Origin of the sequence: Ruegeria spongiae, assembly GCF_023502395.1 — a bacterium.
In the GTDB taxonomy this organism is placed as follows: Bacteria; Pseudomonadota; Alphaproteobacteria; order Rhodobacterales; family Rhodobacteraceae; genus Ruegeria_C; species Ruegeria_C spongiae.
In genome coordinates this window covers 1-24,335 of sequence record NZ_JAMFMB010000043.1, presented here as the reverse complement: position 1 = coordinate 24,335, position 24,335 = coordinate 1, and the positions used below count along the sequence as shown (strand labels likewise).

General features: G+C 59.8%; 22 protein-coding genes. 13 read left to right on the top strand and 9 right to left on the bottom strand.

Going from position 1 to position 24,335, the window contains the following annotated elements:
• Positions 1 to 55 precede the first annotated feature (55 nt).
• The 4 genes from M3P21_RS20675 to mtnK are packed head-to-tail and all read right to left on the bottom strand — an operon-like array spanning position 56 to position 4,085.
• The gene (locus M3P21_RS20675) at positions 56 to 724 is read right to left on the bottom strand and encodes a class II aldolase/adducin family protein (protein ID WP_283781086.1); all 669 of its coding nucleotides are present in this window, start codon (positions 722 to 724) and stop codon (positions 56 to 58) included.
• Positions 721 to 1,662 carry a sugar-binding transcriptional regulator gene (locus M3P21_RS20670; RefSeq protein ID WP_249713218.1) on the bottom strand — a complete coding sequence of 314 codons (942 nt, stop codon included), beginning with the start codon at positions 1,660 to 1,662 and terminating at the stop codon, positions 721 to 723. Before M3P21_RS20670 ends, M3P21_RS20675 begins: the two co-directional genes overlap by 4 nt.
• Before the next feature lie 54 nt (positions 1,663 to 1,716).
• Complete coding sequence (gene mtnA / locus M3P21_RS20665) at positions 1,717 to 2,820, bottom strand: S-methyl-5-thioribose-1-phosphate isomerase (RefSeq protein ID WP_249713217.1); 1,104 nt, start codon at positions 2,818 to 2,820, stop codon at positions 1,717 to 1,719.
• The gene (gene mtnK / locus M3P21_RS20660) at positions 2,817 to 4,085 is read right to left on the bottom strand and encodes an S-methyl-5-thioribose kinase (RefSeq protein WP_249713216.1); all 1,269 of its coding nucleotides are present in this window, start codon (positions 4,083 to 4,085) and stop codon (positions 2,817 to 2,819) included. The genes mtnA and mtnK overlap by 4 nt, the downstream gene beginning before the upstream one ends.
• A gap of 197 nt (positions 4,086 to 4,282) precedes the next feature.
• Here mtnK and M3P21_RS20655 point away from each other — a divergent pair, with 197 nt between their 5' ends.
• From M3P21_RS20655 to M3P21_RS20625, 7 genes are all read left to right on the top strand, one after another.
• A complete protein-coding gene (locus M3P21_RS20655) occupies positions 4,283 to 5,740 on the top strand; it encodes a sugar ABC transporter ATP-binding protein (RefSeq protein ID WP_249713215.1) in 1,458 nt (485 codons plus the stop codon).
• Positions 5,741 to 6,757: an ABC transporter permease gene (locus M3P21_RS20650; RefSeq protein ID WP_249713214.1), complete on the top strand. Its 1,017-nt coding sequence runs from the start codon at positions 5,741 to 5,743 to the stop codon at positions 6,755 to 6,757.
• 24 nt (positions 6,758 to 6,781) lie between these two features.
• Positions 6,782 to 7,822 carry a substrate-binding domain-containing protein gene (locus tag M3P21_RS20645; protein ID WP_249713213.1) on the top strand — a complete coding sequence of 347 codons (1,041 nt, stop codon included), beginning with the start codon at positions 6,782 to 6,784 and terminating at the stop codon, positions 7,820 to 7,822.
• 67 nt (positions 7,823 to 7,889) lie between these two features.
• On the top strand, positions 7,890 to 8,324 hold the full coding sequence (locus M3P21_RS20640) for an RbsD/FucU domain-containing protein (RefSeq protein ID WP_249713211.1): 435 nt from the start codon (positions 7,890 to 7,892) through the stop codon (positions 8,322 to 8,324).
• A 90-nt stretch (positions 8,325 to 8,414) separates the two neighbouring features.
• Positions 8,415 to 9,347, top strand: a complete 933-nt coding sequence (locus M3P21_RS20635) for a thiamine pyrophosphate-binding protein (protein WP_249713209.1) — start codon at positions 8,415 to 8,417, stop codon at positions 9,345 to 9,347.
• A complete protein-coding gene (locus M3P21_RS20630) occupies positions 9,347 to 10,351 on the top strand; it encodes a transketolase family protein (protein ID WP_249713207.1) in 1,005 nt (334 codons plus the stop codon). Before M3P21_RS20635 ends, M3P21_RS20630 begins: the two co-directional genes overlap by 1 nt.
• Positions 10,351 to 11,511 (top strand): RuBisCO large subunit C-terminal-like domain-containing protein, encoded by a 1,161-nt coding sequence (locus M3P21_RS20625; protein WP_249713205.1) that lies wholly within the window; start codon positions 10,351 to 10,353, stop codon positions 11,509 to 11,511. Before M3P21_RS20630 ends, M3P21_RS20625 begins: the two co-directional genes overlap by 1 nt.
• Positions 11,512 to 12,069: 558 nt before the next feature.
• Here the strand turns inward: M3P21_RS20625 and M3P21_RS20620 are convergent.
• Both M3P21_RS20620 and M3P21_RS20615 read right to left on the bottom strand, forming a co-directional pair.
• Positions 12,070 to 13,188 (bottom strand): YhaZ family DNA alkylation repair protein, encoded by a 1,119-nt coding sequence (locus tag M3P21_RS20620; RefSeq protein WP_249713203.1) that lies wholly within the window; start codon positions 13,186 to 13,188, stop codon positions 12,070 to 12,072.
• Between the two features lie 3 nt (positions 13,189 to 13,191).
• On the bottom strand, positions 13,192 to 13,971 hold the full coding sequence (locus M3P21_RS20615) for an SDR family oxidoreductase (protein ID WP_249713202.1): 780 nt from the start codon (positions 13,969 to 13,971) through the stop codon (positions 13,192 to 13,194).
• A 149-nt stretch (positions 13,972 to 14,120) separates the two neighbouring features.
• Between M3P21_RS20615 and M3P21_RS20610 the strand changes: the two genes are divergently transcribed.
• The 5 genes from M3P21_RS20610 to M3P21_RS20590 all read left to right on the top strand — a co-directional run bounded on the left by M3P21_RS20610 (position 14,121) and on the right by M3P21_RS20590 (position 21,222).
• Positions 14,121 to 15,110: a Hint domain-containing protein gene (locus M3P21_RS20610; protein WP_249713200.1), complete on the top strand. Its 990-nt coding sequence runs from the start codon at positions 14,121 to 14,123 to the stop codon at positions 15,108 to 15,110.
• A 142-nt stretch (positions 15,111 to 15,252) separates the two neighbouring features.
• A complete protein-coding gene (locus M3P21_RS20605) occupies positions 15,253 to 16,860 on the top strand; it encodes a peptide chain release factor 3 (protein WP_249713198.1) in 1,608 nt (535 codons plus the stop codon).
• A 28-nt stretch (positions 16,861 to 16,888) separates the two neighbouring features.
• Positions 16,889 to 18,571: a glycosyltransferase family 2 protein gene (locus M3P21_RS20600; RefSeq protein WP_249713197.1), complete on the top strand. Its 1,683-nt coding sequence runs from the start codon at positions 16,889 to 16,891 to the stop codon at positions 18,569 to 18,571.
• Between the two features lie 116 nt (positions 18,572 to 18,687).
• Positions 18,688 to 19,644, top strand: a complete 957-nt coding sequence (locus M3P21_RS20595; RefSeq protein ID WP_249713195.1) for a glycosyltransferase family 2 protein — start codon at positions 18,688 to 18,690, stop codon at positions 19,642 to 19,644.
• 180 nt (positions 19,645 to 19,824) lie between these two features.
• Positions 19,825 to 21,222, top strand: a complete 1,398-nt coding sequence (locus tag M3P21_RS20590) for a DEAD/DEAH box helicase (protein ID WP_249713192.1) — start codon at positions 19,825 to 19,827, stop codon at positions 21,220 to 21,222.
• A gap of 7 nt (positions 21,223 to 21,229) precedes the next feature.
• Here M3P21_RS20590 and M3P21_RS20585 read toward each other — a convergent pair whose 3' ends face one another.
• Genes M3P21_RS20585 through M3P21_RS20575 form a run of 3 tightly spaced genes read right to left on the bottom strand, consistent with a single transcriptional unit; the run spans position 21,230 to position 23,252 of the window.
• Positions 21,230 to 22,132: an EamA family transporter gene (locus M3P21_RS20585; protein WP_249713191.1), complete on the bottom strand. Its 903-nt coding sequence runs from the start codon at positions 22,130 to 22,132 to the stop codon at positions 21,230 to 21,232.
• Between the two features lie 21 nt (positions 22,133 to 22,153).
• Positions 22,154 to 23,056 (bottom strand): fatty acid desaturase, encoded by a 903-nt coding sequence (locus tag M3P21_RS20580; RefSeq protein ID WP_249713188.1) that lies wholly within the window; start codon positions 23,054 to 23,056, stop codon positions 22,154 to 22,156.
• On the bottom strand, positions 23,049 to 23,252 hold the full coding sequence (locus M3P21_RS20575; protein WP_249713186.1) for a DUF2061 domain-containing protein: 204 nt from the start codon (positions 23,250 to 23,252) through the stop codon (positions 23,049 to 23,051). The genes M3P21_RS20580 and M3P21_RS20575 overlap by 8 nt, the downstream gene beginning before the upstream one ends.
• Before the next feature lie 114 nt (positions 23,253 to 23,366).
• On the opposite strand from M3P21_RS20575, the gene M3P21_RS20570 reads away from it, so the two are divergent.
• Complete coding sequence (locus M3P21_RS20570; RefSeq protein ID WP_249713184.1) at positions 23,367 to 24,230, top strand: helix-turn-helix domain-containing protein; 864 nt, start codon at positions 23,367 to 23,369, stop codon at positions 24,228 to 24,230.
• Positions 24,231 to 24,335: the final 105 nt, after the last annotated feature.

The window sequence follows — 24,335 nt, the reverse complement described above, 5'->3', positions numbered from 1 at the left end:
TCCAGCCTTGCCGCCAGCGTCGTCAACGACTGCTTTTCCAACGCTGTATTGAAGGCTAGACGCTTCTTGTACTTTGACGCGGCCCGTAGCCAGCGAATGCACTGATCACATCCTGCATTTGTTCGTCGGTCAAAAGCGTGGGCGTGCCGTTTGTTTGGGCAAGCAGATAGATGCGGGCGAGGTTTTCAAGCTCTTCCATGCGCCAAAGCGCGCGCGCCAGCGTGTCGCCCGTGACAATAGCACCGTGGTTGGCCATCAAGCAGGCATGGCGATCTTTCAATGCCGAGGCGATCATATCCGCCAGTTCGGCGCTGCCAAACAAGGCATAGTCTACCAGCGGGACATTGTTGCCTCCAAAAGCCGCAATCATGTAGTGACATGCAGGGATCGGGCGGCGCTGTACGGCTAAGGCCGTGGCATGTGCCGGGTGGGCGTGAACCACGGCTGATTGTGCCGGATTCTCTCTCAGGATCGTTTGATGGAAACGCCATTCGCTGCTGGGGGGATATGGACCCTTCAGATCAGGCGCAGCGTCAAGCGGAACACGACACATCATCTCGGGCACCAAGTCATCATAGGTTACGCCCGACGGCGTGATGATCATTTCATCCCCGCAGCGCACCGAGACGTTGCCAGACGTTCCCTGGTTCAGGCCCGACGCGATCATCCACCGACAGCCGTCTATAACGGCTTGCCTAATGGTCTGTTCATCCCCGTGGATCATCGCGCATCTTGCAACAAGAGAGCAGCCGAAGCCGCGCAAGTGACAAGATGTGTGACATACCCGCCAAGCATGGCGGCGCGTGCGGCGGGTACTCTGTCGATGCCCGCTGACACCAACATGCCCATTTCTTTTTCGCGCATCTGGTCTAGCGAAATGCCAATCATGCGGTTCTCGATTGGGGCGGGCATGGCGGTGCCGTCCTGGTCAATGATGCGTCCGCAAATCACGCCGGTTGCGCCCTTGTCGCGCATCTGTGCCAGTGTTTCGCGGTCCAAAAGCCCCGTCATCGCGATATGGCTTTCGGGGTCTGTTGTGCCCGCCGCGAAAATTGTTTTCTTGCACTGCGCGACCATTTCAAGCTGATGCGCGATTATTGGTTCAGCCTTGAGCGCCTCACACAGCTCAGCAGTGGAGAGCAAAAGCGGCGCATGCAGGTTCTCACATTTGGCCCCAAATCTTTGGGCGAGCGTGGCGGCACAGTTTTCGGCGGCGAACCCAATTTCCGAGGGCTTGGAGCCTATCAGCTGCACGATGGTCACATCATCCAGCGTCAGCTTGGGCGCAATTTCAGCCAAACGATAGATCGTCTCACCCCATGCAACGCCAAGCTGGTCTCCGGGGTTCAGAAAATTGGGCAGCCAGTCAGACGCCGCCTGCACAACCCTTTCGTTTGAGCGGCTCACCGAGGCGGTGTCAGTGGGCACGACCAACGCGTCATCAATGCCAAACTTGTCCTTGAGATCAGAGGCAAGCTGATTGTTGCGAAAAATGTCGCTGTCCAAGGCCACGCGCACATAATCGCGGCGGCGCGCTTCGGCCAGATAATTCACCACCGACGCGCGGCTAACGTTGAGCCGTTTTGCGATGCCACCCTGATTGAGGCCATCATGGAAGTAGAGCCATGCCGCTTCGATAATGTTGTCTTCAAGCCGTGACACGCGGCCTAGGCTGCTGCCTGTTGGTTTCGGGGGTGCCGCGGCTGTTGATGGCATTTATGTCTCCGATTTAGACAGGTCCGGGAACATCGCGGCCAGACCTTCGGGGGTAGCATCGCAGATACCGCGTTCGGTGATCAAGCCTGTAACCAACCGATTTGGGGTCACATCAAAGGCGGGGTTGCCGCCCGCTGTCCCTTCGGGGGTCACTTTCACAACGTCAAGCGAACCGTCCTCGCGCGTGCCTTGAATATGTGTTGTTTCGCGCGGGCTGCGGTCTTCGATCGGGATTTCGGCAACACCTTCCTCCACCGTCCAGTCGATAGTGGGCGAAGGCAGAGCAACGTAGAAAGGTACGCCGTTGTCATGGGCGGCGAGCGCCTTGAGGTAGGTGCCGATCTTGTTGCAGACATCGCCGCGCCGAGTGGTGCGATCGGTTCCGACAATGACCATATCCACTTGCCCGTGCTGCATCAGATGCCCACCTGCATTGTCGGTGATATAGGTGTGCGGCACGCCGTGACTGCCGAGCTCCCAAGACGTGAGCGCCCCTTGGTTGCGCGGGCGGGTCTCATCAACCCAGACATGCAGCGGGATGCCTGCATCATGAGCTTGATACATCGGGCTGGTGGCTGTGCCCCAATCAACGGTGGCAAGCCAGCCTGCGTTGCAATGGGTCAACAGGCGCACAGGTTCGCCGTCAGGTTTTTGGGACGCAATGTGTTGTATGAGCTTGAGACCATTTACACCGATCCGGCGGTTGATCTCGACGTCTTCATCCGCAATGGCATGTGCCAGTTCCAAAGCCGCCGCTGCGCGATCAGACGGATTCAAAGGTAGCAATGACGCACGGCATCGGTTCAGCGCCCACCGCAGATTGATCGCTGTCGGACGCGTTGCGTTCAGGCTTGCCCAAGCGGCATCCATATTTGCATCAGAAGGGTCCAGCTTCATAGCCAGCGCCATGCCGTAAGCTGCGGTCGCACCAATCAGCGGGGCACCGCGCACACGCATTTCGACAATTGAATCCTCGAACTCGCGCATGGTCTTGACCTGCCGGGTCACGAATTCATAGGGCAGCGACCGTTGATCTATGATTTCAAGAACATCGTCGTCATGGTTCCACCACAAAGAGCGGTAATGGGTCCCTTTGACTTTCATAGGATATCCTTTTCGTTGAACACTTTCGCAAGCGCGGTCAGATCTTTGGGGGTGGTTAGAGTGTCTGCGTTCAAAATCAGCGCAAGGCCCATTTCGATGTTGCGCGCTTCCAACGGGGCACGGATGCTTGTATTTTCAATGCTCTCGAAATCCGCGTTGTGGGCGAGCGATAAGCAGCGGCGGTGCATCTCGATCCCGCAGAACCGCAGCGCATCCAACCAGATGTTGGCCAGCACCGCATCACAGGCGCTTTCACTGCTTTGGCCCTGATCCTCGAACAGCGCCTTGGGATAAAGCATACCGGTCCGTTCTGTCATCCAAAGCTGACGGAATTCCGTTTGGAAGGCTGCAAAACATTTTTCGACCACGCTCAGAATCCATGCCTGATAGGTTGTCAGATCATCCCCGCGATGGGCGGGTTGGCTAAAATAGGCCATCAGATAATTCGCCGTCAGCATTCCGATGTCGAATCCCATGGGGCCGTATTGGGCAAATTCGGGATCAATCACGCGGCTTTCGGTGTCCGTGGACATGATCGAGCCAGAATGAAGGTCGCCGTGCAGCATCGTTTCCGTGTTGCTGGCGAATTTGGCAAGCATGGATTGCACGATGCGTTTCAGATCCGCGTTGGCGCGCAGGCGGGCGACCACGGGATCCAGTTCGGGCGTGTGGTTGTTCATCTCTGCATCAAAGTAGGGATCGGTAAATACCAACCCTTCGGTGATCGCGGGAATTTCGACATTGCCTGCAAATAGCGCGACATCCGCTTTTTTGTCTGCGCTTTTCATCGATAACTCAGAGCCGCGGAACGCCACGCGCGCGCAATGCTTGCCGCAGAAGTCACCAAGGCCAGCGACGGTTTCGCCCGCGATCAACTTGTTGCGCAAGATCACATGGGGCGACAGGAACTGCATCACGATCAGCGCTTGTTTTTCGTCGAAATAATAAATTTCGGGGACCGAACCGGGATCACGCTGCGCCTGACGGGTCAGGGCATGATATTCGTAGAAAGCGCGATAAAGCGGCAAAGGCCAGCTGTCCCCGACCAGCCTTACATAAGGAAGAGCCTGCTTGACGATGACGCTGCCTTTGGGGCTTTGCACGATGAAAACGAGATTGAGATTGCCATCACCGACTTCTTTGACGTCCCATTGCTGCACGTCGTCGCCAAGTTGCTGCATCAGGACGGGCACGTTCGCCAGGCGCTCTGGCAAGCTTTGTGTGTTGAGCGCAAGATAAGCGGTATTCGGCCCGATTTGTGTCATCGCAACCCTCCTTTTGTCATTTTAAATCATGCGCAAACATCATTGTTAGTCAATAGACATATCCTTTGACAAATGAATATTTAGCGCTCTAACTTGAGGTCGTGACGGTCACTGCGCCCCAAATCATAGGACCAATGCGAGACATGAAAACCTGCGAAATCATAGGTCTAAAAAAGTCCTTTGGCGGGAATCACGTTTTGCGCGGCATCGATATGCATCTGAGCGCGGGTGAGGTTGTTGTGCTGATGGGGGCGAATGGTGCGGGGAAGTCGACGCTTGTGAAGGTGCTTTGCGGCTTCCACGGGCATGATGCCGGAACCATGCATCTGGATGGGGTCGCCTACCTGCCGACCGACGCGGCCAATGCGATTTCCCACGGCGTTGTCACGGTGCATCAATCTATCGACGACGGGGTTATTCCCGATCTGGACGTGGCGACGAACCTGATGTTGAACCGTCTGACCGAACCTGGTGCGGGGGTGTTGGTACGTGATGGCGCGCTCCGCCGTGCTGCGCAGAAGGTGGCCGACAACATGGGTTTGACCATGGATGTGCGTACGAAGGTTGCGGATCTATCAGTCGCGGACCGGCAGATGATCGCCATTGCACGTGCCATGGCATACGAGCCGAAGGTTCTCATTCTGGACGAGCCGACGTCGTCGCTTTCAGCATCCGAGGCAGACCGGTTGTTCTCGCTTGTTGACAGGTTGCGTGGGCAGGGCGTCGCGATCCTTTATATTTCGCACCGCATGTCTGATATCCGCCGCATCGCGGATCGGATCGTGTGCATGCGTGACGGTGAAATTTCCGGCATGTTTGAGCAGAGCCCGCTGGATTATGACGGGGCGGTCACGGCGATGCTGGGGCACAGCATGACCGATGTAGACATCGGCGTGCAGGACGGCGGGCAACCTATCCTGGAGATCGACACGCTGGCCTTGTCACGAGGGTCCGCGCCGGTGTCCTTCTCTGCGCGCGACGGAGAAATTATTGCAATCACGGGCCTTTTGGGCAGCGGAAAAAGCGAGCTGGCCGAAATCATCTTTGGCCTGCAACGCCCAAAGGCGGGGCAAATGCGGATCGCCGGGCGGGCCTATGCGCCGCAAAATGCGGCGCAGGCCGTTGCGGCGGGTGTCTTTATGTCCTTTAAAGATCGCAGCACGAACGCGGTGATCCCCGACTTTGATATTGCCAACAATATGACGCTGCCGTTTCTGCGTCTGTTCAGCCGTGCAACGGTCCTAAAGGGCCGCTCGCAACGCCAGGCGGCGCAGGACATGATCCGCCGCCTGGGCATCGTGTGCCAGTCCGACGATGACGGTATTGGCACGCTGTCAGGTGGCAACCAGCAAAAAGTGATGATCGGTCGCTGGCTCTTAAAGGGCTGCCGCGTCTTGCTGTTGGACGAGCCTTTCCAAGGCGTCGACATTGGCGCGCGCCGCGACATCGGTGCGCATATCCGCGAGACCGCCAAGGGGCGCGCCACCTTGGTCTTTGTCGCCGAACTGGATGAAGCGCTTGAGATCGCCGACCGGATTATTGTGCTGAACGAAGGTACAATTGCAGGCCAACATCAAAACCGCAACGTGGATATGGAGGCGCTGATTGCGCAGGTCTCCGGCACCTCTGGCGCGCAACCACGAGTGAATGCTTAGATGACGCGCGAGACACTCCTTACCTTTGCAATCCGCTTCGGGTTCCTGATCCTGCTGTTTTGCATGGTGATCTATTTCAGCCTGTCGGCGAATGGCTTTGCCTCGCCGCGGTCTGCTGCATTTATCCTGCAGTCTGTGGCAATCACGGGCATTTTGGCGCTTGGCGTGACCTGCACCTTGGTTGTCGACGGGTTTGATCTGTCCATCGGCTCGGTCGCTACCTCTGCCCTGATGCTGTCGGCTTACGCGATGGTCATTCTTGAAATGTCTGCGGTGACCGCGGTGTTGTTGTGTCTGCTGATGGGGGCCATCGTTGGGTTGATCAACGGACTGTTGATCGTGAAATTCAAGGTGCCAGACCTGTTGGCGACCCTTGGCATGATGTTCCTTCTGATTGGCTTGCAGCGCATTCCAACGCAGGGCAATTCTATCGCAACCGGCATGAAGCTGCCCGATGGCAGCGCCGCAGAGGGTGCGTTTTCGGCAGCTTTTTTATGGCTGGGGCGGCACCGCTTTGACCTGTTTGTCGAAAAGCTGGTCCCAGTGCCTGTGGTCATTTTCCTGATCACCGCCGTTGTGATCTGGGTCTTTCTTGAACTCACCCGTCATGGCCGTCTGATGTATGCCATCGGTTCGAACGAGCGCGCCGCCGCCTTGGTAGGCACCAACGTGAACCGTTACAAGATTGCCGCCTATATGATTTCTGGCGTGACCGCCTCTATCGGAGGTATTTTGCTGGCGGCGCGTCTGGGTAGGGGTGACATTGCCAGTGGCAACAACTTGTTACTCGATAGTGTGGCCGCCGCCTTGATCGGTTTCGCGGTGCTGGGTGCTGCACGTGCAAATGCCTTTGGCACCGCGATCGGCGCGCTGTTTGTGGGCATCTTGCTGCAAGGCCTCACGATGATGAACGCGCCTTATTACACCCAGGATTTTGTCAAGGGCGCGGTCCTTGTGCTTGCGCTTGTCTTTACCTTCTACCTCAGCGCCAAACGAAGCGCGGGTGGAAAGACCTGAACCAACATAATGGGAGGAAATATTATGTTACGACGCCAAGCTATGAAACTCATGGGGTCCGTCGCGCTGTTGGCCGGATATGGAAGCGTTGCACTTGCCGATATGCCAGCGCCGCTCGACAATCCCGGTGACGTGAAAATCGCATTGGTGCGGTATCTTTCGACGGGTGACTTTTTCCAGTCGTATCTGTCGGGCGTGGAAACGCAGGCAGAGACCATTGGCATGGACCTACGCGTCTTTGATAGCCGTCAGGATGCCGCGCTTCAGGCTGATATGGTCGATCAGGCGATCGCCCTTGGCGTAGACGGCATCATCATCCAGCACGGATTGACCGAGTCAATGAAAGACGCAGCCCAGCGTGCGGTTGATGCCGGTATCAAGGTCGTGGCCTTTGACGTTAACGTTGAAAACGACGCCATTCCACAGATCGAACAGTCTGACTACCTTCTGGGTAAGCTCGCGCTTGAGCAAGCATTGAAAGACAACGGCAACGCCTTCACCGCAGGCTATGTTTATGTCCCTGGCATCGCGCCGCTGGATCGCCGCAACGTGGCCTGGGAAGAAGTGAAAGACGCCAATCCCGACATCACCGAAGCCGCTGTTTTCGGAACTCTAGACAACCCAATTGCGAATTCGATCGCGAACCAGGCCCGTTCGGTTATGCAAGCCAACCCGACTATCTCGGTCGTGTTCGCGCCCTATGACGAATTTGCGAAGGGTGTAAAAATCGCCGTGGACGAAGCCGGTATGGCCGATGACGTGGATATCTACTCCGCTGATGTGTCCACTGCCGACATCTCTGCCATGCGCGAACCGGGCTCCGCTTGGGTTGCGACGGTGGCGACCAATCCGGCTGTGGTTGGCGAAGTCTCGGTGCGGGCACTGGCGCTGCTGTTGACGGGCGAAAATCCGGGCGCAAGCGTTGTGGTGCCGCCGACCTTGATCACGCAGGATTTCCTGAATGAGCAGGACATCAAAAACATGGATGATCTGGGGGCCCAAATGCCCCAGTTCCAACATGCGGATGTCGCGGTGGCGGACTGGATGCCGTTGCCGACGCGTTAATCTGACATCTGCGGCCCGCAAGTCTGGCGGGCCGCAGATCACTTTGCCAAGGATGCGAAACACACCGATGCTATTTGGAATTGACCCGAATACCACACCAGACCTGCTGGCTTGCCTTGCCCAAATGGGACATCGGGACGAGCTTGCCGTAGCTGATACAAACTATCAGGCGGTGTCTGCAACGGCGGTATGTCCGCACAGTTCGGTCATTCAATATCCCGGACAGGATACACCAAGTGTCATCGACATCATCACCGAAATGATGCCAATCGGCTCCTTTCACGATTACGCAGCGCGGCGCATGCAAGTGGGCGATGCGCCGGATGAAATGAACGGGGCACATACATCAGTTTGGGACATTCTGAACGCACGCAGACCCGAGGGGGCTGCCCCGTCCAGCATCCCGCGACAAGAGCATTGCAATCAATCACACGCAGCTATGCCGTCGTGCAATGCAGCGAAGCCCGCGCCTTTGGCAGCTATATCCTCCGCAACGGTGTGAATTCTAGAATCCCTCGCGTCCGATCACAGGCCTCATGGTCCTCTCTGTAGTCCACGCTGGATTGTTAGCCCGCCAAAGCGGAGTATTTTGATGAAGAACGAAAAATCCACCGAGGACATTGCGCTTGGCATCCGTCGCCGCGTCTTTGAACATGCGATGCGCAACAATGGCGGATATCTGTCGCAGGCCTGTTCCGCGGCCGAGCAACTGGCTTGGCTTTACAATGAAGAGCTGAATTTGGGTGCCCCCACCCTGCCGATGATCCCTGAACTGTTCGCGGGCGTGCCCCATGCGGACAACCCCGGCTATCACACGGGTGCGGGATATAACGGCCCGTTCGAGGCCGATCTGGACCGCTTGTTCATTGCGCCTGCGCACTATGCCCTTGTTGCCTATGCCACATTGATCGAGGTCGGGCGCATGGCGCCAGAAGGCCTTGAGATGTTCAACAAAGACGGCTCAAGCGTCGAAATGATCGGCGCGGAACATAGCCCCGGCATGGAGGTGCACAACGGCACGCTGGGCATTGGCCTGTCCACGGCGGCGGGCCTTGCCTGGGGCCGCCAGAAACGCGGCGAAACGGGCAAGACCTGGGTCTACATGTCCGACGGTGAAGTGCAGGAAGGTCAGACCTGGGAGGCTATCCAATGCTGTGCGCACCACCACATCGACAGCGTGAAAGCGATTATGGACGTGAACCGCCAGCAATGCGACGGGGCGATGGACAGCGTCATGGAAGTCGGCGACATCCGTGCCAAGATGGAACAATTCGGTGCCGTTGTCGCCGAATGTGACGCCCATGATCTGGGCGCGATGCGCGATGCGGCCAAGACCCCGCATGTCGGCAAGCCGTTGATCATCCTCGCCCACTCCAACCCGTTCCATGCCATGCCGATCCTCGAGGAACGTTTTCCACGTCTTCACTATGTCCGCTTCGAATCCGAAGACGAACGCGCGCGGATGAACATCTCGATCGCGGACGCGTTGGGCGTCGCCCCTATTGACTACGAAGGAGCCCGCTGATGGCCGAAATGGTATCGCGCCCTTACGAGGCTGCCTTTGAAAAACACGCGCTTGCGAACCCCGATGTGCTGTGTCTGTCGGCCGACCTCACGTCGTCTTGCGAGATCGACAAATTCCGTGACAACCACCCCGATCAGTTCCTGTCTCTGGGCATGGCCGAACAAAACATGATGAGCTTTGCTGGCGGGCTTGGCCTTGCCGGATACCGTCCGTTCATCCATACTTTTGGGGTATTTTGTTACCGCAGGCCCTATGATCAGTTGATGGCCTCGATTGCATATCCCCGCCGCAAAGTGCGGATCATGGGCTTTTTGCCGGGCATTACGACACCGGGCGGCATGACCCACCAAGCGATTGAAGATATCAGCGTCATGCGCTCCATGCCCAATATGACCATCCTTGAAACAGGCGATGCAACCGAAGTCGAAAGCATCTGCGCCGCCGCCGACAGCATCGATGGGCCGGTCTATTGCCGCGTGCTGCGCGGGCAAGTGCCGCGCTTGTTTGATACGCCGATCGTGGTGGGACAAATGCGCGAGGTGTCCATGGGAGACGACATTCTGATCGTCACCGCAGGGATCACGACAGAAGAAGCGATGCGCGCCACCAAGGCATTGAAAGGGGCAGGTGTGTTGGTGCGTCACCTGCATCTGAACACGATCAAGCCCTTTGATAAGGTGACCATGTTGGATCACATCCATAGCGTCAAAGGCGGCGTCATTACGCTCGAGAACCACGTCACCGAGGGCGGCATCGGATCACTGATGGCCGAGATCATGGCCGATAACGGCGTGGGCAAGAAGCTCAAGCGACTGGGTCTGAACGATACTTACGCCCACGGCGGCAGCCGCGCCTATCTGATGCGGTATTACGGGTTGGATGCGTTGGCCCTGACCCAAGGGATCGAGGATCTGATGGGCGAAAAGCTGGGCATTACCGAGCAAGACCTGGCCCAAGTCCGCGTCGATGCTGTGCACTCGCTGGCAAAAGCGGAGGGGCTTTGATGGACCGCTTCTCGGTCACCTACCGCATACTGGCCGACGACGATGCAGACGCCACAGCGCGGGCCGAGGCGATTGCTTTGGAGGACACGGTGGAGATCCCCCGCGACGTGGTACCTTCGGGGTATATTGAAGATACCGTTTTGGGAAAGGTGCAGGACATCACGGCCAACGGCGACGGCGTTTGGACCGCAAAAATTGGCTATCACATCGACACCGTGGGCCGCGAGTTGCCGCAGCTGTTGAACGTTATCCTTGGCAATGCCTCCATTTTGCGTGGTGTGAAAGCCATTGACCTGACCCCCAACGACGATCTGCGGTCCCGCTTTCCCGGGCCGCGTTTCGGTGCTGCCGGTCTGCGCGAACTGACGGGTCGCACGGCGGGTGGCTATGTCTGTCCGGTGATCAAACCACAGGGCTCATCGCCTGAAACCCTTGCGCGGCTGTGCTATCTGACGGCTGTGGCCGGCGCTGATATCATCAAAGAGGATCATGGGCTCGCCAATCAGGACGCCGCCCCTTTCAAAGACCGGATCAAGGCTTGCGCTGCCGCCGTAGGTCAGGCCAATCAGGAACGCGCCGACCAAGGCGATACATCGCGCGCGCTTTACTTCGCCAACATCGGCGGGCACGGCGATCAGGTCTGCGATATGGCCTATTACGCCAAAGAGGCAGGGGCCGAGGGCATCTTGGTCATCCCCGGCCTGTTTGGTTTTGATGCGATCAACAGATTGGCGCGGGACGCTGATCTAAACCTTCCCATTATGGCGCACCCGAGCCATTTGGGCCCATATGTCCTGTCACCGGAGCACGGCTACGGGCATGGCATGATGTTGGGGCAATTGATGCGTCTCGCGGGGACGGATATTTCCGTCTTTCCAAACTACGGCGGGCGCTTTGGATTCTCTCAAGACGAATGCACGCAGATTGTTGAGGCATGTCGCGCGCCTATGGGCATGGGCCCTGCAATTCTGCCAAGCCCCGGTGGCGGCATGAGCATCGAACGACTGCCAGATATGGTGCAACATTATGGCGATGACTGCGTCTATCTTCTGGGGGGTAGTCTGTTGCGCTATGGGAAAAAAATTGGGGATGCCATACGCGATATGCGTGGCGGGCTGGAGGGTGCCAAGACTCAAGTCTCACGCCCTGGCTTTTCGTGACGTCCGGCTGATAGAGAGATTTCTAGCGAACAGCGGAATTCACGTCTGGTCATGCTGGATCGCCATTTGAGCTATAAGGTCGGCTCAGGGTCGTCTAGAAATGTCTGCTATCGAAACGCCGAGGCAGTTGATGCAATCAAAGTCCGATCTCGATCATCGTCTCGATGTTGATTTAGTCGGCATTCCGGCATCGTTGAAAAACTACGATTTCAGCTCAAATCGACGGAATTCTTGACGATAGAAGGGCCGTTGGTTTATTTGACGAGAGGGGCGGCCCAAAGGCGTATTCATGCACCCGCGGCGCGCGCGGTCCCTCTCAGAGGATACGGACCAACTTTGCGCTTGAATGGGAAATTGGCCAAAAATTGTAGCTTCCGATTTCTCGAGTTTTCAACAAAATCATCCCGAAAGCAGACTTTAGCTGCACCACAGAAAATCGGAAGAGTTGGCTCTTTTAGCGCCTTCGCTGCTTGCCGCTTCTGCAGCAGTTTCCCCCATTCCAAAAAGGAACCTGTTATATGACATGAAAGTCAGAGGCTTCTGACCATCGACACAACATTACCGTTCCGGCAGCAGGTCGAACGTGGCGCTGGCGCGGGTGCGCCCGTTGATCTGAACCTCGATCAGGTGGCTGCCCGGCACCAGTTTGAAGGTCGTGGCATTGCCCTTGAGCTTGTGCTTTTTCGACAGGCTCAGCGCGCCCGTCTCGATACGGGTCTGCTTCAGCTTGTGCACCTTTGGCGACACTTTACCGCCGGAGCGCTTGAAATGAATGATGTAATCGACCAGAACCGGGGTCGGGCGCGGGGCGGTCAGATCGACCGTGAAGGCCAGCACTTCACCGATGCGGGCCGTGTCGGGCAAATTCAGCACGGCGCTCAGCTCTGCATCCGGGTCATAACCCAGCTCCGTCATCGCGCCGGGATGCCCCTGCTTGACCAGACCGCGCAGCGCATGGCCGGTCATCCAGCGCAGTTCCTCTGCATTCTGCTGACCGCGCGCGCGCCAATCTGAAACGCGCCCGAGCACCAAATCGGCGTCTTTCTTGGCGATATCGTTCAAATGATTGGCGACCGAGCGCGTCACATAGCGGGTGGGATCAGCGTGCAACCGGTCAAGCAACGGCAACGGATCGGTCAGATCAAGCGAGACCGCCTGCCCCCAGGGCAGGCGCGGTCGGGTGCCCTCGCTGACCAGACGGCGGACATGATAGCTGTCGTGATCGCACCACCGCTCCATCCGGTCCAGAACCCGGCCCGGATCGGCGTTCAGAAACGGCCTAATCGCCCATTCCATCGAAAACCGCTGGGTCAGTTCCGCGAGCACATCCAGCGAGAGGTCCGGATCATCGGCACCAACCCGCACCACCCATTCGCCCAGAGGCGCGAAGATGAAATCGCCGAAATCATCATCGCTGAGCGTCGGATCAAGCGGCTCCGGTAGTGCGCGGATGATCACCGGCGCGACGGTCCGCAGATCGCCCGGCACCGCCTCGGCCAGACAGGCCGCGATCCAGTCGATGCGCTCTTTCAGTTCCAGATCGGGCAGCCGCGCTATGACACGGGCCTCGAACGCGCGGTGGCCGAACGCCCCGGAGGCCTCATCGAACAACCCCGCCAGATAGGCAATCTTGTCGGCGTTGAACAGCTGATCTTTCAGCGAAAACCCCTGCGACATGGCTCAGATCGTCGCATTCACGTTGCCGCCGTCCAGCAGGATGTTCTGCCCGACCATGAACCCCGCATGCTGCGAACACAGGAACGCGCAGGCGGCACCGAACTCTTGCGGTTTGCCATCGCGTCCGGCGGGGATGGTGGACTGGCGCATCGCGCGCGCCTCGTCAAAGGAAATCCCCTCACGCTCGGCGGTTGATCGGTCCAGCGCGTCGATCCGGTCTGTGGCATGGCTGCCGGGCAGCAGGTTGTTGATGTTCACCCCGTAAGGTGCGACCTGCCGCGACGTGCCAGCGACATAGCCGGTCAGCCCGGTCCGGGCCGCGTTCGACAGCCCCAGAATAGCCACTGGCGCCTTGACCGATTGCGAGGTGATGTTGACCACCCTGCCCCAGCCCTTGTCGATCATGCCCGGCAGCAGCGCCGTCATCATCGCGATAGGCGCCAGCATGTTGGAGTCCAGCGCCTTGACGAAATCCTCGCGTTCCCAATCCGCCCAGAGCCCCGGCGGCGGGCCGCCCGCGTTGTTGACCAGAATGTCCACATCCCCCGCCGCAGCGATCAGCTGCGCCTGCCCCTCGGGGCTGGTCACGTCGCAAGCAACGGTTTCCACCGACACGCCATGGGCGGCGCGTATCGTCCGGGCAGTGTCCTCAAGAGTCTGCGCCCCGCGCGCGTTCAGGACCAGATCGACGCCAGCAGCAGCCAGCGAATCGGCACAGGCGCGCCCCAACCCTTTGCTGCTGGCGCAGACAAGGGCACGTTTGCCCGAAATTCCCAGTTCCATCTCTCTCTCCCTCTGCTAAAGCCTTCGGTCGCCACGTCACCTTGATGAAATTGCCCGCAACCCGACCTATCCGTGCCACATTCTCGCACCACCCAAGATGTAGTGTGTGCTTTACTAGTAAGAAACCTTGTTCGAGTAGAAGACCCGTTATGCATGTGACCATCAACAGCCCAGTTCAATCCCTTCTCGTCTATCGCGCCGACACCTTCACCGTGGTCGAAGGCGTAAATCAGGGGGACGCGCTGTCGCCCGCCGACGACCTGGTTCTGGATGATGTCTACCGGCTGTACCCGGGGTCCGAACGGCAGCGGCTTGCGCTGCATCTCGAGCCCGGTGGCGGCTTCACCGTCGCGATGGAGACCGCGATGGGCCATCCCGGCGGGACGGTGCATCTGGACACCGCCCTGAGCCTTGTTTCCTCCGAAGGAACAAGCATCGAGGCGGTGCTGCTGGTCGAGGTCGACACCGCCGGGCTGATTGCCGATATCTACCTGCTTCCGCTGGCCCCGCTCCGCGCCGACAGCACCTATACGCTTGTCGGGATGAACCGCCGCGCGGCGCGCGAAACGCTGGCGCGGACGCCCGCGACCGCTTTCACACGCGGCACCCATATCACGCTGGCCTCGGGCGCGCAGGCGCGTGTCGAAACGCTCAAGGCCGGGGACCGGGTCCTCACCCGTGACCATGGCCCGCAAAAGGTTCTTTGGGCCGGTCGGTCCGCGGTGCAGGCTGCCGGGGATCTTTCGCTGGTGGTAATCCGCAGCGGGGCGCTGAACAATGAAAACGATCTGATCGTCAGCCCCAACCACCGGCTTGCCGTCCCGCAACGCACCGATACGCCCGAGGTGCTGGTCAGTGCCCGCCATCTGGTCGATGGTGAAAACGTTTTTGCGATCGAAGGCGGCTGTGTCGAATATTTCCAGATTCTCTTTGACCGCCCGCATCAAGTTTATGCCGAAGGGATCGCTGCCGATCTGCTGCCGATCAATTCGCGCGTCAAACCCGCCCTGCCGCAGGGCCTGCCGGCCAAGGTCAGCCCGCTGTTGCATCTGCGCGGCAAAAGCGGCCCGGACATGACGCGGGCGCTATTGCACAGGCCCGATGCGATCGACCTGTTGCGCCGGGCGGCCACCGGCTGATCTGACGCGCCCGCAAACCGGCTGAAATCGCGCGCAGCAAGCCGTCGGAACGCCAATCCGGCTTTATCCGGGTTCGGGGCAGAAACTGCCCACCGGCCCCTTTTTCTTGCACCCGGTCAGAGCCTCACCTATACGCCCGCACATGTTGGACACCGCCACAAACCGCCCCGCTCTGCCGCCCGAGATCGCGCGCCGCCGCACATTCGCGATCATCTCGCACCCGGATGCGGGCAAGACCACGCTGACCGAGAAATTCCTGCTGTATGGCGGCGCCATCCAGATGGCTGGCCAGGTGCGCGCCAAGGGAGAGGCGCGGCGCACGCGCTCGGACTTCATGCAGATGGAAAAGGACCGGGGCATTTCGGTTTCGGCCTCGGCGATGTCCTTTGACTATGACCAGTTCCGGTTCAATCTGGTGGATACGCCCGGTCACAGCGATTTTTCCGAGGATACCTATCGCACGCTGACGGCGGTGGACGCGGCGGTGATGGTGATCGATGGCGCCAAGGGTGTGGAAAGCCAGACCCAGAAACTGTTCGAAGTCTGCCGCCTGCGCGACCTGCCGATTCTGACCTTCTGTAACAAGATGGACCGCGAAAGCCGCGACACGTTCGAGATCATCGACGAAATTCAGGAAATGCTGGCCATCGACGTGACACCTGCGGCGTGGCCCATTGGTGTCGGGCGCGATTTCATCGGCTGCTATGACATGCTGCGCGACCGGCTGGAACTGATGGATCGTGCCGACCGCAACAAAGTCGCCGAAAGCATCGAAATCAACGGGCTGGACGACCCGAAGCTGGCCGAACACGTGCCAGAGCACTTGCTGGACAAGCTGCTGGAAGAGGTCGAGATGGCGCGTGAACTGCTGCCAAAGCTCGACCCGCAGGCGGTCCTTGAAGGCCATATGACCCCGATCTGGTTCGGCTCGGCCATCAACTCGTTCGGCGTCAAGGAACTGATGGAGGGCATCGGCGCCTATGGGCCTCAGCCGCAGATTCAGTCGGCCGAACCGCGTCAGATCGCACCCGATGAAAAAAAGGTCGCAGGCTTTGTCTTCAAGGTACAGGCCAATATGGACCCAAAGCACCGCGACCGGGTGGCGTTCGTGCGCATGGCGAGCGGTCACTTCAAACGCGGCATGAAGCTGACCCATGTGCGGTCCAAGAAGCCGATGGCGATCTCGAATCCGGTGCTGTTTCTGGCCTCGGACCGGGAACTGGCCGAAGAGGCCTGGGCCGGGGACATCATCGGCATCCCCAACCACGGACAGCTGCGCATTGGTGACACGCTGACCGAGGGCGAGGCGATCCGCGTGACCGGCATCCCCTCCTTTGCGCCGGAACTGCTGCAAAGCGTGCGCGCGGGCGATCCGTTGAAATCCAAACATCTGGAAAAGGCGCTGATGCAATTTGCCGAGGAAGGCGCCGCCAAGGTCTTCAAGCCCTCGATCGGGTCGGGTTTCATCGTTGGCGTTGTCGGCGCGCTGCAATTCGAGGTGCTGGCCAGCCGGATCGAGATGGAATACGGGCTGCCCGTCCGGTTCGAAAACTCGCAATTCACTTCGGCCCGCTGGGCCAGCGGCGACAAGCAGGCGCTGGACAAATTCATCAACGCCAACAAGCAGCACATCGCCCATGACCATGATGGTGACATCGTGTATCTGACCCGGCTGCAATGGGATATCGACCGCATCGAACGCGACCATCCAGATGTGCGCCTGACCGCGACAAAAGAGATGATGACCTAGGCGGCAAAGCCGGTTAGCTCTCGGGTGTATGGACGATGACGCGATATATCCCGACGGCTTTGTAAGCCTTCTGCAGACCTTCGAGCGCAAGCTTGAGCCCTATCGGGGGGTCGAGGCCGTGTTGCCCGATCCGGATGTGGATCTGGACCAGCTTCACCGCGACAGCGCGAAAGCACCGGTGCTGCCGTCTTCGTTTGACCACCAACATGATGCGACGCGAAAATACCAGATTCTCCTTCAGGAATTCGACGGGCACAGCACGCTCTGGGCGGTGCATGCGATGTGCATCGCCATCCTGCGCCGCCGCGACCCTCCCGAGGCGGTGCGTCACCTGTTCCTGCGGATCTGGCGTGAAAAGGGCGACCAGCTTGTGCGGGAACTGCCGGTACGCTGGCAGATTTCGGCAGCGACCACCTTTGCAGATCAGGGCGAGACTCCGGCGCAGCGGGCGGGCGGCATGGGCCTGTCGGTGCTGTTCGACATGATCAAGATACATGACAGCGAACGCCGCGTTTCGGGCTGGCGCAACGATATGGCCTTTCCGCGCCGCGACGGCGGGTTGCGCCATGAACTGGCCTTCGGGATGGATGGATACTCCCTCATTACCGGCGACCTGGATCGCAACATGCTGGCGCGGCTCTGGCGGCTGGCCGAGGACGATGACGCGCTGCGCCCGCTGGGGCTGCATCTGCTCGGGCTTGTGGTCTCGGACCCGAACACGGTCTTTGCGCGGGTGCGCCACTACCGGGGCGAGAACCCGCGGGCCGAGGCGCAAACCGACAGCTGGGCCGTCTGCACAACCACCGACGCATCGACGCCGGAGATTCTGCGGTTTGTCGCTCACCATCTGGAGCTCGGCGCAGAACGGGTTCACGTCTATCTCGACGATCCGCAATCCCCGGCTTTCGACCACCTCGACCCGCACCCGAACGTCACCGTGGTGATGTGCGGCGACGACCACTGGCGCAGCATCGGGCATGGGCGGCCCTCGCGCCTGCTGGTGCGCCACAGCGCCAACAACGACCACGCCTATTATGCCACCGACGCGCATTGGCTGTGCCATCTGGAGGTCGATGAATTCCTGTGGTCCCAGACCCCCGTCTCGGATCGGTTGCGCGCCCTGACCGGCGATGTGCACTGCGCCCGCATCCGCCCGCTCGAGGCGCTGGCCGGAGACGGGTCAGCGTTCAAGGCACCGGTTCCACCAGGACCAGAGCGCGCCGAACTGACCACCCGCGCCTATCCCGGCCATGGGTGGATGACCCATGGCGGTCTGGTGAGCGACACAACCGGTAAGCTGTTTGCGCGCACCGGGTTGAAGAACATCAACTTCAGGATTCACCGCTTTTATGACGCGGATGAGCGGCCGCTGGCCTCTGTCGAGCTTGACGGCGTGGATATATGCAACATTGCTTCGGCGCAGCGCGATGCCTGGGTGGCCAGGATCAGCGACCGTCTCAGAAAAGCACCACGCCGACGCAAAATGTCGGCGCAATCAGCTCGGAAATCCGTGCATGAACAGCTCAGAACCCTTGAGGCAGAGCAGGGCAAGGCCGGATTGGAGGGATTTTATGACGAGGTTTTCGCCACAGACCCGGCAACCCGTGACCGGCTGCGGAATCTGGGTCTGACCCGGAATCGGGATCTGAACCTGAATCGCGCAGTACAGACGCATTTCCCCAACAGGGGCGACACCCACAACGATTTCTAACGATTTCTGTGTCGGCTTGAGCGAGATTAAAGAGATGATGACCACACCGCCGCCAACTCCCAGCCTGCACCGGATGGGGCCGCTGGCGGGTTGTCAAAAGCGGAGACTTCTTCGACATGTCTGAAGGCACGGACAGATGGGGCGTTGTCACCACGATCAAGGCACCGGCACAGGACATCCTGAACTTCGCCGCCTATCACATCGAGCTTGGTGCGAAGATCGTGTACATCCATCTCGACGAGCCCTGCCCCGAGGTCATGGACCTGCTGCGCGCGCATCCAAATATACGGGTGACAGTCTGCACCGAGAATTACTGGCGCAAACGGATCGGCAAAAGCAAGCGCCCGGCCACCCATCAGTTCCGCCAGTCGCTCAACGCGACCCGCGTCTATGGCACCCCGCCTCTGGTGGATTGGTTGGCGCATATCGATGTGGATGAGTTCCTCTGGCCGGACGCGCCGCTGGGCAGCATCCTTGGCGCGCTTCCGCGTTCCGTCATGGGGGCCCTTGTGCGCCCCAATGAGCTGATTGACGGCGACGGCACCCTGTTCAAAAGCTACATCCCATCCGGGCCCGAGCGCGGCCCATTGGTCCACCGCCTCTATCCCGAATTCGGGACCTTCCTGAAGGGTGGGTTCCTCAGCCATGTGGTTGGCAAAGTGTTTGTGCGCACTGGATTCAGCAACGTTCGAATCGGTCTTCACAGCTACGTTCTGGGCGAAAATCGCAATCCGTACATGGTTGAACTTGAGAACGTCGTGCTCTGTCATCGCCATGCAACAGGGTGGGAGGATTGGCTGGCACAGTACCGCTACAGACTGGAAAAAGGCTCCTACCGGGAAGAGATGTCGCCCGCCAGACCGAGAGAGAAAGGCGGTGCAACCATCCATGAGCTGCTGAGCGCGCTGGAACAGGAAGAAGGCGAGGCAGGGCTCAGACGGTTCTATGATGAAATATGCGGCGATACGGACCGGTTGCGAGAGGCGCTCGCAGCCGAGGGGCTGCTCAGGCACCGCGATCTTGGGCTGGACTGGAAACGCCGGAAACATTTCCCTGAATTTTTGCCGAATTGACGCACCGCAACAAAGAAACCCACCTGTTTCGGGCGGCGCAGTATGTTTGTTTGACCCTTGCTCGCCTTTTTGTTATGCCGCCGCACAAGCCGATGCGCCTGAACCGCGCTGGTCATCCGGACCCGGCACCCAACGTAAGACGCGCGGGCCAGGTCTAGTGTCCGCATATATCGGACACATATGACAAAGTTTAACGATCTGAACCTGAACCCGAAGGTCCTCAAGGCTATTGCCGAGGCCGGTTATGAAACCCCGACCCCGATCCAGGAAGGCGCGATTCCCGCAGCCCTCGACGGGCGCGATGTGCTGGGCATTGCCCAGACCGGAACCGGCAAGACCGCCAGCTTCACGCTGCCGATGATCACGCTGCTCGCACGCGGTCGTGCGCGGGCGCGGATGCCGCGGTCTCTGGTGCTCTGCCCCACGCGCGAGCTTGCCGCACAGGTGGCCGAGAATTTCGACACCTATGCCAAGCATGTCAAACTGACCAAGGCGCTGCTGATCGGTGGTGTCTCGTTCAAGGAACAGGATGCGCTGATCGACCGGGGTGTCGACGTGCTGATCGCCACTCCGGGTCGCCTGCTGGACCATTTCGAGCGCGGCAAGCTGCTGCTGACCGGCGTGCAGATCATGGTGGTGGACGAGGCCGACCGGATGCTCGACATGGGGTTCATTCCCGATATCGAACGCATTTTCTCGCTGACGCCGTTCACCCGCCAGACGCTGTTCTTCTCGGCCACCATGGCGCCCGAGATCGAGCGGATCACCAACACCTTCCTCAGCGCGCCTGCGCGGATCGAGGTGGCCCGCCAGGCCACTGCCTCGGAAACCATCGAACAGGGCGTGGTGATGTTCAAAGGCTCGCGCCGCGACCGCGAGGCCAGCGAAAAGCGCAAGCTGCTGCGCGCGATCATCGATGCCGAGGGCGACAAGTGCAGCAACGCGATCATTTTCTGCAACCGCAAGACCGATGTGGATATCGTCGCGAAATCGCTCAAGAAATACGGCTATGACGCCGCGCCGATCCATGGCGATCTGGATCAGAGCCAGCGGACAAGAACGCTGGACGGATTCCGCGACGGCTCGCTGCGATTCCTTGTCGCCTCTGATGTGGCGGCGCGCGGGCTGGATGTGCCGAATGTGAGCCACGTGTTCAACTTCGACGTCCCCGGCCACCCCGAGGATTACGTCCACCGGATCGGCCGCACCGGCCGCGCGGGCCGCGACGGCAAGGCGATGATGATCTGTATTCCGCGCGACGAAAAGAACCTGGGCGCCATCGAGAAGCTGGTGCAAAAGGACATCCCGCGCATCGACAACCCGCTGAAATCCGAAGCGCCCAAACCCGAAGCGGCAGCCAAATCCGAACCCGCACCCGCACCCGAAAAAGCCGTTGAGGCCGAAACCGGCGGCAAGGATCGCGCGGCAGAGGCCAAGGGCAGGAAATCGGGTGACAGCAAAGGCCGCTCGCGCAGCCGCGATTACAAGGGCCGCGACAAGGTTGTCGGCATGGGCGATCACATGCCCAGCTTCATCGCGCTCAGCTTTGACGAACGGCGCGAACAGTCGGTCGCCTGAGCGCCCGTCAGATTGACAGAACAAGCACCAGAATGGACAGCGCGAGAATGCCGATCCCGGCGATCTCGCGCCTGTTGATGCGCTCGTGAAAGAACAGCGTTGAAGCCAGGATGCTGAAGGCCAGCTCGACCTGCCCCAGCGCCTTCACATAGGCCGCGTTCTGCAGCGTGAAGGCCAGAAACCAGCAAAATGACCCGCCCATGCTGGTCAGCCCCACAAATAGCCCCGTCCGGCGGGTGTCCCAGACCGCGCGCAGCTCGGCCCGGTCGCGCCAGGCCAGCCACAGCCCCATGCCGATCATCTGCAGGCTGGTGACCGCCGCCAGCGTGACGCCTGCACGAAACGCCGGATCGAGATCGCCCAGATCCAGCGAGGCGGCGCGATAGCTGACCGCCGAAAAGGCGAACAGGACGCCCGAACCCAGCCCCAGCACCGAGGCGCGATTGGTCAGGTGCCGCCACCAGGGGCCCTCGCCGCCAGGCGTTTTTGACAGCAAAAACACCGCCGCCAACCCCAGCAGGATGGCGGCGAACCCGCCCCAGGACACGCCCTCACCCAGTATGACAAGCCCGACCAGAGCCGTCTGGATCACTTCGGTTTTCTTGAAGGTGATGCCAACCGCAAAGTTGCGCTGCTTGAACAGCGCCACCACGCAGATCGTGGCCAATATCTGCGCCGTACCGCCAATGGCGGCAAACGTCCAGAACCGCGCGGAAAGCGATGGCAACGGTGTGCCGGTGACCGTCAGATAGGCCACAAGCCCCAGCACCACCAGCGGCGCGGAATAGGCAAAGCGCGCAAATGTCGCCCCGGCAGGCGTCAGGCGCACGGTGCTCAGGGTTTTCTGCAGCATGAACCGCACGGTCTGAAACAGCGCGGCAGCGATTGTGACGGGTATCCAAAGGCTCATGCCGCCCGGTATGGCGCGAATTCAACCCTTCGGCCAGAGCGGATGCGGCACCGGGTCTTTCGCGCGCAGGAAATAGCGGCGAAAGACATCGCCATATGAGCGATAGACATAAGCCTCGTTGCTGGTCTGGTACCGGCTGCGTCCGTCGCGGTAAAGCGCGGGCAGTTGATACCACGCGGCTTTCGGGTTCATGTGATGCACCACATGCAGGTTGTTGTTGAGGAACAGGAAGGCCAGCACCCCCCGATCCTCGACAATCACCGTGCGGCCGCGCGCCTTTTCATGGGCGCGGTGTTCCAGAAAGGTGCGGATCTTGAGCAGCGACAGGCCCAGATAGGCCGAGATCAGATAGGCCCAGACCGGCATTGGTGACAGGCTCACCAGCCAAAGGACCAGGGCCGCACCCGGCAGGTGCTGCATCCAGGCGCGCCAGACCTCTCGGTCGCCCCGCAGCGCCGCGCGCCCTTCGTCGACAAAAAACACCGCCTGACCAATGGCCGGGCCGATCAGGATGCGCCCCAGAAGCGTGTTGTTGAACCTGTACAAAACCTTCAGAACCCGTGGCATCTGCGACCATGTGGCCGGGTCCAGATAGTTCGATTCCGGATCGTCATACGGATCGGTCAGGTTGGCGTCGCGGTGATGCGCCAGATGCAGGTCGCGAAAGCGGTTATAGGGAATGCACAGGTTCAGCGGCAGCGCCATCAGCGTCTCGTTCAGCCACTGTCTGCGAAACGGATGTCCATGCAGCACCTCATGGGTCAGCGAGGCGTGAAACGCCACCAGAAACCCTGCCATCGGGATGGCAAACGCCACGGATAGGTCGGCAAGTCGGAACAGCACCGCCCCCCACAACAGATAACAGAGCACCATCAGGCCGAAAGTACCCCATTCGGGGTTTGGAGTGCCGCGCGGTTCAGACATTGCGGCCCCACCGGATACCGGCCCAGATCCGCTCGTAGAGGATATACATCGTCAGCCCGATCGCGGTGTTCACCACCGCCAGCGTGCCCCCCACCGCCGCCGACCCGGTTGCGACAAGACCCACCACGGTCATCATGGCCAGCCCCATCAGGTTCCACACCAATGCCTTCACAACAGATCGCTGTCGCGTCTCCATTCCACTCTCCGTACCGCTTTTTTTATCTTTCCCAGAAAGGTTACAGATCAGACCCGGCGTAGAGAATTCTGAATATGATTAACATTAGTCTGCAAAGGTGATATTTATCATCACATGATGGACACTATGGACAAACGCGACCGCGCCGCCCAGTTCCGGCGGCGTCTGGCGCGTGCGATGGAAGAGCGCCATGTCAGCCAAAGCGCGCTGTCGCGGCGGGTTGGGGTCGACCGATCAACAATCTCGCAACTGCTGACGGATGAAGGCGCCCGCCTGCCCAATGCCCATGTGGTAGGGGCCTGCGCCACCGCGCTCGGGGTGTCGTCGGACTGGCTGCTGAGCCTCTCGGAGCGGCCCGAAAGCGCTGCGGAATTGCTGGCCGGTGCGCTCAGCCTGACCGAGGCGCCACGCGCGCTGGTGGATGAGCGCATCTTCCAGTGGCATCAGGAGGCAGCTGGCTACAAGATGCGCCATGTCCCCGCCGCCCTGCCCGACATGCTGAAAACCCGCGCGCTGCTGGAATGGGAATACGCCCCGCATCTGGGCCGCACCGCTGATCAGGCCATTGGCGCGTCCGAGGACCGGCTGAGTTTCATGCGACGGGCGCAGTCGGATTACGAGATCGCGCTGCCGCTCTATGAAATCGACAGCTTCGCCCGTGCCACCGGTTATTACGCGGGTCTTCCTGCCGAAATCCGGCATCAACAGATCGACCGGTTTCTGGAGCTTTGTGAACAGCTCTATCCACGCCTGCGCATCTATCTGTTCGACGCCAAACGGCTGTACTCGGCCCCGATCACCATTTTCGGACCGCTGCTCTGCGTGTTTTACGCAGGCGGGCATTACCTTGCCTTCCGCGACCGGGACCGGATCGAAACCTTCACCACCCATTTCGACACGCTTGTCCGCGAGGCCAAATTCACTGCCCGACAATTCCCGGATCATCTACGCGCGCTGCAGAAGGGTATCGAAAGATGACTGCAATTTGGTGCGCTAAAAAGAATACGGTTCGCCAGCAATGCGGGACTTTGTTGCCATCCGTCCTACGCGCCGGAACGCCCGCTCTAGGCTCAGGACCCATTG

Bases quoted from the DNA above. Each gene is read 5' to 3' on its own strand.
- M3P21_RS20585 (WP_249713191.1), bottom strand. From the start codon at position 22,132: ATGAGCCTTTGGATACCCGTCACAATCGCTGCCGCGCTGTTTCAGACC.
- M3P21_RS20580 (WP_249713188.1), bottom strand. From the start codon at position 23,056: ATGTCTGAACCGCGCGGCACTCCAAACCCCGAATGGGGTACTTTCGGC.
- mtnK (WP_249713216.1), bottom strand. From the start codon at position 4,085: ATGACACAAATCGGGCCGAATACCGCTTATCTTGCGCTCAACACACAA.
- M3P21_RS20590 (WP_249713192.1), top strand. From the start codon at position 19,825: ATGACAAAGTTTAACGATCTGAACCTGAACCCGAAGGTCCTCAAGGCT.
- M3P21_RS20605 (WP_249713198.1), top strand. From the start codon at position 15,253: ATGTTGGACACCGCCACAAACCGCCCCGCTCTGCCGCCCGAGATCGCG.
- M3P21_RS20630 (WP_249713207.1), top strand. From the start codon at position 9,347: ATGGCCGAAATGGTATCGCGCCCTTACGAGGCTGCCTTTGAAAAACAC.
- M3P21_RS20640 (WP_249713211.1), top strand. From the start codon at position 7,890: ATGCTATTTGGAATTGACCCGAATACCACACCAGACCTGCTGGCTTGC.
- M3P21_RS20610 (WP_249713200.1), top strand. From the start codon at position 14,121: ATGCATGTGACCATCAACAGCCCAGTTCAATCCCTTCTCGTCTATCGC.
- M3P21_RS20575 (WP_249713186.1), bottom strand. From the start codon at position 23,252: ATGGAGACGCGACAGCGATCTGTTGTGAAGGCATTGGTGTGGAACCTG.
- M3P21_RS20570 (WP_249713184.1), top strand. From the start codon at position 23,367: ATGATGGACACTATGGACAAACGCGACCGCGCCGCCCAGTTCCGGCGG.
- mtnA (WP_249713217.1), bottom strand. From the start codon at position 2,820: ATGAAAGTCAAAGGGACCCATTACCGCTCTTTGTGGTGGAACCATGAC.
- M3P21_RS20620 (WP_249713203.1), bottom strand. From the start codon at position 13,188: ATGTCGCAGGGGTTTTCGCTGAAAGATCAGCTGTTCAACGCCGACAAG.
- M3P21_RS20595 (WP_249713195.1), top strand. From the start codon at position 18,688: ATGTCTGAAGGCACGGACAGATGGGGCGTTGTCACCACGATCAAGGCA.
- M3P21_RS20635 (WP_249713209.1), top strand. From the start codon at position 8,415: ATGAAGAACGAAAAATCCACCGAGGACATTGCGCTTGGCATCCGTCGC.
- M3P21_RS20650 (WP_249713214.1), top strand. From the start codon at position 5,741: ATGACGCGCGAGACACTCCTTACCTTTGCAATCCGCTTCGGGTTCCTG.
- M3P21_RS20625 (WP_249713205.1), top strand. From the start codon at position 10,351: ATGGACCGCTTCTCGGTCACCTACCGCATACTGGCCGACGACGATGCA.
- M3P21_RS20615 (WP_249713202.1), bottom strand. From the start codon at position 13,971: ATGGAACTGGGAATTTCGGGCAAACGTGCCCTTGTCTGCGCCAGCAGC.
- M3P21_RS20675 (WP_283781086.1), bottom strand. From the start codon at position 724: ATGATCCACGGGGATGAACAGACCATTAGGCAAGCCGTTATAGACGGC.
- M3P21_RS20600 (WP_249713197.1), top strand. From the start codon at position 16,889: ATGGACGATGACGCGATATATCCCGACGGCTTTGTAAGCCTTCTGCAG.
- M3P21_RS20645 (WP_249713213.1), top strand. From the start codon at position 6,782: ATGTTACGACGCCAAGCTATGAAACTCATGGGGTCCGTCGCGCTGTTG.